This is a genomic window from Pedococcus sp. P2_E2 (genome assembly GCF_056403955.1).
In genome coordinates, this window is record NZ_JBFUEM010000004.1 from 311,822 (window position 1) to 318,136 (window position 6,315).

Annotated in this window: 6 protein-coding genes and 2 tRNA genes; 4 read left to right on the forward strand and 4 right to left on the reverse strand. The window is 69.6% G+C overall.

Features of this window, described 5'->3' with window-relative positions; all coding sequences use genetic code 11:
* Positions 1 to 35: 35 nt before the first annotated feature.
* From AC1DWR_RS11190 to orn, 4 genes are all read right to left on the reverse strand, one after another.
* The gene (locus tag AC1DWR_RS11190) at positions 36 to 665 is read right to left on the reverse strand and encodes a copper resistance CopC family protein (protein WP_477624420.1); all 630 of its coding nucleotides are present in this window, start codon (positions 663 to 665) and stop codon (positions 36 to 38) included.
* A 101-nt stretch (positions 666 to 766) separates the two neighbouring features.
* Positions 767 to 1,417, reverse strand: coding sequence for a methyltransferase domain-containing protein (locus AC1DWR_RS11195; RefSeq protein WP_477624412.1), 651 nt, complete (start codon positions 1,415 to 1,417; stop codon positions 767 to 769).
* A gap of 81 nt (positions 1,418 to 1,498) precedes the next feature.
* Positions 1,499 to 1,574 (reverse strand) — tRNA-His (locus tag AC1DWR_RS11200).
* A gap of 151 nt (positions 1,575 to 1,725) precedes the next feature.
* Positions 1,726 to 2,355 (reverse strand): oligoribonuclease, encoded by a 630-nt coding sequence (orn, locus tag AC1DWR_RS11205; protein WP_477624413.1) that lies wholly within the window; start codon positions 2,353 to 2,355, stop codon positions 1,726 to 1,728.
* Between the two features lie 65 nt (positions 2,356 to 2,420).
* Here orn and AC1DWR_RS11210 point away from each other — a divergent pair, with 65 nt between their 5' ends.
* The 4 genes from AC1DWR_RS11210 (at position 2,421) to AC1DWR_RS11225 (ending at position 6,255) form a co-directional block, all read left to right on the forward strand.
* Complete coding sequence (locus tag AC1DWR_RS11210) at positions 2,421 to 3,620, forward strand: PrsW family intramembrane metalloprotease (protein WP_477624414.1); 1,200 nt, start codon at positions 2,421 to 2,423, stop codon at positions 3,618 to 3,620.
* 10 nt (positions 3,621 to 3,630) lie between these two features.
* A complete protein-coding gene (locus AC1DWR_RS11215; RefSeq protein WP_477624415.1) occupies positions 3,631 to 4,875 on the forward strand; it encodes a M20 metallopeptidase family protein in 1,245 nt (414 codons plus the stop codon).
* Between the two features lie 13 nt (positions 4,876 to 4,888).
* Positions 4,889 to 4,962: transfer RNA gene (locus tag AC1DWR_RS11220), tRNA-Arg, on the forward strand.
* A 114-nt stretch (positions 4,963 to 5,076) separates the two neighbouring features.
* Positions 5,077 to 6,255: an IS481 family transposase gene (locus tag AC1DWR_RS11225; protein ID WP_477613917.1), complete on the forward strand. Its 1,179-nt coding sequence runs from the start codon at positions 5,077 to 5,079 to the stop codon at positions 6,253 to 6,255.
* Positions 6,256 to 6,315 lie beyond the last annotated feature (60 nt).

A 6,315-nucleotide genomic window follows, 5' to 3' on the forward strand; every position in this document is an offset into this window, starting at 1 on the left:
GAGGCGGGCGGGGTGAAATCGGCTGACGTCACGACTCATTCGCCCGGATCGTCGCCGGAGCGCCGCCTGCCGGAGGCGACCAGGGCAGTCCCGCCAGCCAGGGCGAGAGCCGCGACGCCGACGGCCAAACCGATCCGCAGACCGCGGCCATTGCGGGCGTCCCCGGAATCGTCGGCGAGGGTTGGCGCTGGGCTTGCGACGGCCGTGGTGGAGGGCGCAGGAAGCGGCGTGGCCGACGGGGCGTCGGTCGCGGTCGCCGAAGCAGCGGCGGCTGCCACCGTGAACGTGGTCTTGTCAGAGACCGGGTGTCCGTCCTCGCTCACGACGCGGAACGCGACGGTGTATCGGCCGTTGGGAAGATCGGCCTCCAAGACCTGGGTGACCGTGACGCCGTCGACCACCGCCCTGCCCGCGGACACCGCACCCTGTGGTCCGGTGACCGTCACGGTCGCAAAGCTGGTGCTGATGGGCTCGTCGAAGGTCAGCACGACCCGCGTCGGCGCCTTGTCCACCGAGGAGCCGTCCTTGGGGGAGACCGACGTCAGCGCCGCGTGGGCGTCGGCCCCGGTCGCCATGACGATCGAGCCGAGCACGCCCAGCAGCAGTCCGAGGATCGCCACCCAGACGCCGATCCGGATCGTCCTGCGCTTGCCCTCGGAGTCCATGAACACCCGACCATCCTGCCGGACGGAGGCGGGAGCCGGTCCAGCACCCTTGAGTCGCACCGCGAGAAGGGCGCCAGCGACTCCCTGAGCCAGTTCGCGCGTCAGCCGGCCTCTCGCACGAGCCCCTCGACGTGCCACACAACCCCGTGGCGGGCGTGGACCGCCGTGAGCCCGCGTTCGCGCAGCACCGCGAGCATGGCCTCGGGCGGGTGGGTGAACGTCTTGAACGGACGACCGATCAGTCGCAGCGCGGCATTCTGCGACCAGACGAACGCGCGTGTGCCGACGTTGCGCGGAGGGTGGCTGAACACGAGCAGGTGCCGCGTGTGGTCGGCGGCGGCGCCCAGCAGTCGTTCGTAGTCCGGGTAGCAGCAGACCACTCGGTGCAGCACGACCACGTCGGCCACCTCCACCTCCTCCGGAGCCTCGACGATGTCGTGCAGCCGTCGCTCCATGCGGTCGGCGAGGCCGGCTTCCTCCGCCAGCGACCGCGCCGGACCATCGTAGGCCGCGACCAGCTCGAGGTTGGTCGTGTGAGCGGCGCCGCGGCGCAGCAGCTCGAGCTGCATCTCGCCGACACCGCCTCCGATCTCGAGGACCGAGGCCCCCGTCAGCCCACGCCCGGCCAGGAAGTCGACCATGTCGCGCTCGGTCGAGCCCAGCCCGCGCTTGCGGTAGCGACGGGCCACTCGCCGGGCGAAGCGGGGCCCGAAGATCTTGTCGTACCCCTTGGGGTCACAGCAGCCCGGCATGTGCCCAGTCTCCCGTCACCGGACCACGAGCACCAGAGCACGACGAAGGCCCCTGACCATCCCGGTCAGGGGCGTTCGGTATGGGGTGAGCGACGGGGCTTGAACCCGCGACCCCCGCGACCACAACGCGGTGCTCTACCAGCTGAGCTACGCCCACCATGCGTCACGACCGGACAATGCCGGCCGCGGAAGCGACGCCAATAGTACCCGTTCCGAAGCGGTGCTCGTGACCACCCCGGCAGACCAGCGAGTCGGTGCGGGACGCGCCGTCCATGACTCGGCGGCATACCCAGGGTGTCGCTCGTGGGTCAGCTGTGGTTGACCACGTGCCGTGCCGCGATGCCCCTGGCCGTGTCGCTGTCGGGGCCTGGGGGTGCCACGAAGACCGCCTCGCGGTAGTAGCGCAGCTCGGCGATGGACTCACGGATGTCGGCGAGCGCTCGGTGGCCGCCGGACTTCTTGGGCGAACCGAAGTAGGCGCGCGGGTACCAGCGTCGCGACAGCTCCTTGATCGAGGACACGTCGATGATGCGGTAGTGCAGGTGGGCCTCGAGCTCGGCCATGTCGCGGGCGAGGAAGTTGCGGTCGGTGCCCACGGTGTTGCCGCCCAGCGGAGCCTTGCGCGGCTCGGGCACCCACTCGCGGATGTACGAGAGGACCTGCTCCTGCGCATCCTCCATGGTCGTGCCGCCTGCCAGCTCATCGAGCAGCCCCGACGTGGTGTGCATGGTGCGGACGAAGTCGTCCATCTGCACCAGCGCCTCGGCCGGGGGCGTGATGACGACGTCGACGCCGTCGCCGAGCTGGTTGAGCTCGAAGTCGGTCACGAGCGCCGCGACCTCGATGAGGGCGTCGGCCTCCAGGGAGAGCCCGGTCATCTCGCAGTCGATCCAGACGATGCGGTCGTTGACGGAGCGGTCGGTGGGGGTGGCAGTCACCGGACCACCATATTGCCCTGTGGTGACAGGGCGGCGCCGCGGCCGCCTCGACTACCCTGCCCGTCATGAGCTGGGGACCAGAGCAGAGGTATGCCGCGGACGCGTCGCCCGCGGGTGGGCGGGGGTCCGTGCCGTCCTCGCAGGGGTCCACCGGCGGGACCGGTCGCGGCAGGCTGCGCGGCTGGCTGCTCGTGGGCCTGATGGTGGTGGGGTTCGGGCTGGCCGCGATCGTCCTGTCCGTCTACTACGGGGCGACCCTGGGCCTGGTCACGACCCTCCTGGCCGTGGTGCTCGCGGCCATCCCGCTCGGCATCGTGATCCCCACGTTCCTGTGGCTGGACCGGTTCGAGGCTGAGCCGTGGCGTTATCTCGTCACGGCGTTCCTCTGGGGCGCCCTCGTCGCGGCGCTCGCCGCGGGGGTCTTCAACACGGGGGCCAATGTCGCGTTCCAGGCCGCCACCGGTCGTGACGACGACGCGATGCTCGCCACGGCCGTGTTCTCGGCGCCGCTGGTGGAAGAAGCCTGCAAGGGGTTGCTCGTCCTGCTCGTGTGGTGGTTCCGGCGTCGCGAGTTCGACGGGATCATCGACGGCATGGTCTACGCGGGGGTGGTCGCGGCGGGCTTCGCGTTCACCGAGAACATCCAGTACCTCGGGATGGCCTACGACCACGGTGGCGACGCGTCGCTCACCGGCACGTTCATCGCGCGCTGCCTCTTCACCCCGTTCGCCCACCCCATGTTCACCGTGCTCACCGGCATCGGCATCGGGATCGCCGCCACGACCCGCAACCGCGGGCTCAAGGTCCTCGCACCTGTCGGTGGCTACCTCCTCGCGGCACTGTCCCACGCCGTGTGGAACCTCGCGGCCATCACGGGGGGAGCGGGGCTGCTGTCGGTCTACCTCCTCGTGGAGGTGCCGATCTTCGTCGCCTTCGTCGCCCTGGTGATCTGGGCACGCCGCCGAGAGGGGCGCCTGATCGGCCGCCACCTCAGCGAGTACGCCGACGCCGGATGGCTGTCGCCGAGCGAGGTCCACATGCTCTCGACCATGAACGGGCGCCGGTCCGCCCGGGTCTGGGCGAGGACCGCTGGGGGCCGGGCCATGCTGCGGTCGATGCGCCGATTCGAGGACTCCGCGAGCGAGCTGGCCCTGCTCCGGGCACGGATGCACCACAGCGCTGCCGACGAGCGCGCGCTGGAGACCGAACGTGACCTCTTGCAGACCATCACTGCCAGCCGCAGGGACTTCCTCGGGGCGTACTAGCGTGCAGCGGGTGCGCACCCTCGAGATCGCTGCGACCATCGGCCCGGACCTCATCGCGCTCCGGCGCGAGCTGCACCAGATCCCCGAGGTCGGGATGTCGTTGCCCCTCACCCAGCAGGCCGTGCTCGACGCCCTGGCCGGACTGGACCTCGAGATCACCGTGGGGGAGTCGCTCTCCTCGGTCGTCGCCGTCCTGCGGGGCCGCGGAGGTGCGGGGCGCGCCAGCGAACCCGGGCGCGGCGGGCGGCCGGTCGTCCTGCTCCGCGGGGACATGGATGCCCTGCCCGTCAGCGAAGACCTGCCGCTGGAGTTCGTGTCACGCCACCAGGGCCTGATGCACGCGTGCGGCCACGACCTCCACGTCGCGGGACTCGTGGGCGCCGTGCGCATCCTGCACGAGCTGCGCGACCAGCTCGCCGGCGACGTCGTGTTCATGTTCCAGCCGGGCGAGGAGGGCCCTGGCGGCGCGAAGCCGATGATCGACGAGGGACTGCTCGAGGCGGCTGGGAGGCGCGTCGACGCGGCATACGCCCTGCACGTGTATTCCTCCGAGCACCCTCTGGGGACGTGGTTCGGGCGCCCGGGGCCGCTCATGGCGGCGGCCGACGAGGTCAGGGTGCGCGTCGTCGGCGAGGGCGGTCACGGGTCCCAGCCTTTCCGTGCCAAGGACCCGATCCCGGTGGCATGCGAGATCGTCGTCGCCCTCCAGACGCTGGTCACGCGCCAGTTCGACGTCTTCGACCCGGTCGTCATCACGGTCGGCAAGTTCGTCGGCGGCACCAAGGACAACATCATCCCCGACGACGCCGTCTTCGAGGCGACCGTGCGCAGCCTCTCGGAGAAGGCCAGGGCCGAGGTGACTCGCAAGATCGAGCTGCTCGCCACCAGGCTCGCCGAGGCGCACGGGCTGACGGCGGAGGTCGAGCACCTGCCGGGCTACCCGGTGACGGTCAACGACGAGGCCGAGTACGCGTTCGCCAAGGACACGATCGTGGATCTCTTCGGCGCGGAACGCTACGCCCACCAGCGCAACCCGGAGATGGGCGCGGAGGACTTCTCCTTCGTGGGACAGCTGGTGCCGAGCGCCTACGTCAACCTGAGCGCCTGCCCTGTCGCGGACTTCGACTCGGCACCGGACAACCACTCCCCGCGAGCAGACTTCGACGACTCCGTGGTCCCCGACGGCGCGGCCTTGTTGGCCGAGCTCGCCCTGCGGCGCCTGGCGCAACTGAGTGACGAGTGGCGCTCGTCCTAGACTCTGCGCCATTGCCCCCGTAGCTCAGCTGGATAGAGCAAGAGCCTTCTAATCTCTAGGTCGCAGGTTCGAGTCCTGCCGGGGGCGCTCACGGCTGTGTACGACTTCGCCTGATGCTTGACGTTTGGGCTTCGGTTGATGCCTGACAGTGTTTCGGTTGATGGTTGACACCTACTTCGGCTGATCCTTGACACTCCCTTGATGAGGGAGATGAGCGTGGCTGAGCAGCGGTACAAGGCGGTTCTGGCGGTCATCAGTGACGGCCGCACGGTGAAGGAGGTCGCGGCCGCCTGGTCGGTCTCGCGGCAAACCCTGCACGAGTGGTTGGCCAGGTACGAGCTGGGCGGTTTGGAGGAGCTGGCCGACCGGTCCCATCGGCCCGGAAGCTGTCCGCATCAGATGGATCCCGGGGTGGAGGTCGCGGTGCTCGAGCTGCGCCGGCTGCACCCGGGCTGGGGTCCGCGCCGGATTGTGTTCGAACTGGCCAGGAAGAACACCAGCGTCTCCGAGTCCGGGGTGTACCGGGCGTTACGACGGGCGAACCTGATCGACTCCACGGCCCGGCGACGGCGCCGCGAGGAGTGGAAGCGCTGGGAGCGCGGCCAGCCGATGGAGCTGTGGCAAATGGACGTCGTGGGTGGCATCGGCCTGCGGGACGGGACCACGCTGAAGTGTCTGACCGGGGTCGACGACCACTCCCGGTTCTGCGTGTGCGCGGCCCTGATGGCCCGCGAACGCACCCAGCTGGTCTGTGACGCGTTTACCGCGGCGCTGGCCACCCACGGGGTGCCCGAACAGATCCTGACCGACAACGGCAAGGTCTTCACCGGCCGGTTCAACCACCCACCGACCGAGGTGCTGTTCGACCGGATCTGCCGCGAGAACGGGATCGAGCACCTGCTGACCAAGCCCCGCTCACCCACCACCACCGGCAAGATCGAACGCTTCCACCGGACCCTGCGCGCCGAACTGCTCACCGGGACCCTGTTCACCTCAAAGGCCACCGCCCAGCAAGCCATGGACGAATGGGTCGCCTCCTACAACCAGGACCGGCCCCACCAGTCCCTGGACATGGCCACCCCGGCGGAGAGGTTCACCGTCACCACCCGCAGGACGCTGCGCGACCAGCCCGACCGAGACGGCCCCGAATGGGTCGCCCGGAAGGTCTCCACCGTCGGCGTCGTGTGCGTCTCCTGGCAACAGGTCTCCGTCGGACGCCACCGGGCCGGTGAACGCTGCGACGTCCACGTCGGCCCCGACACCCTCCAGTTCTGGATCGGCAACGAGCTGCTGCGCACCGTGCGACGCGACAGCACCGGCCCCGTCCGCAACAAACGACCCTTGGGAGGTGCACTGACCAAGACCCGCAGGACAAACTGACGTAAGGAGTGTCAAGGATCAACCGACGTAAAACCGTCAACCATCAGCCGAATGCCTACA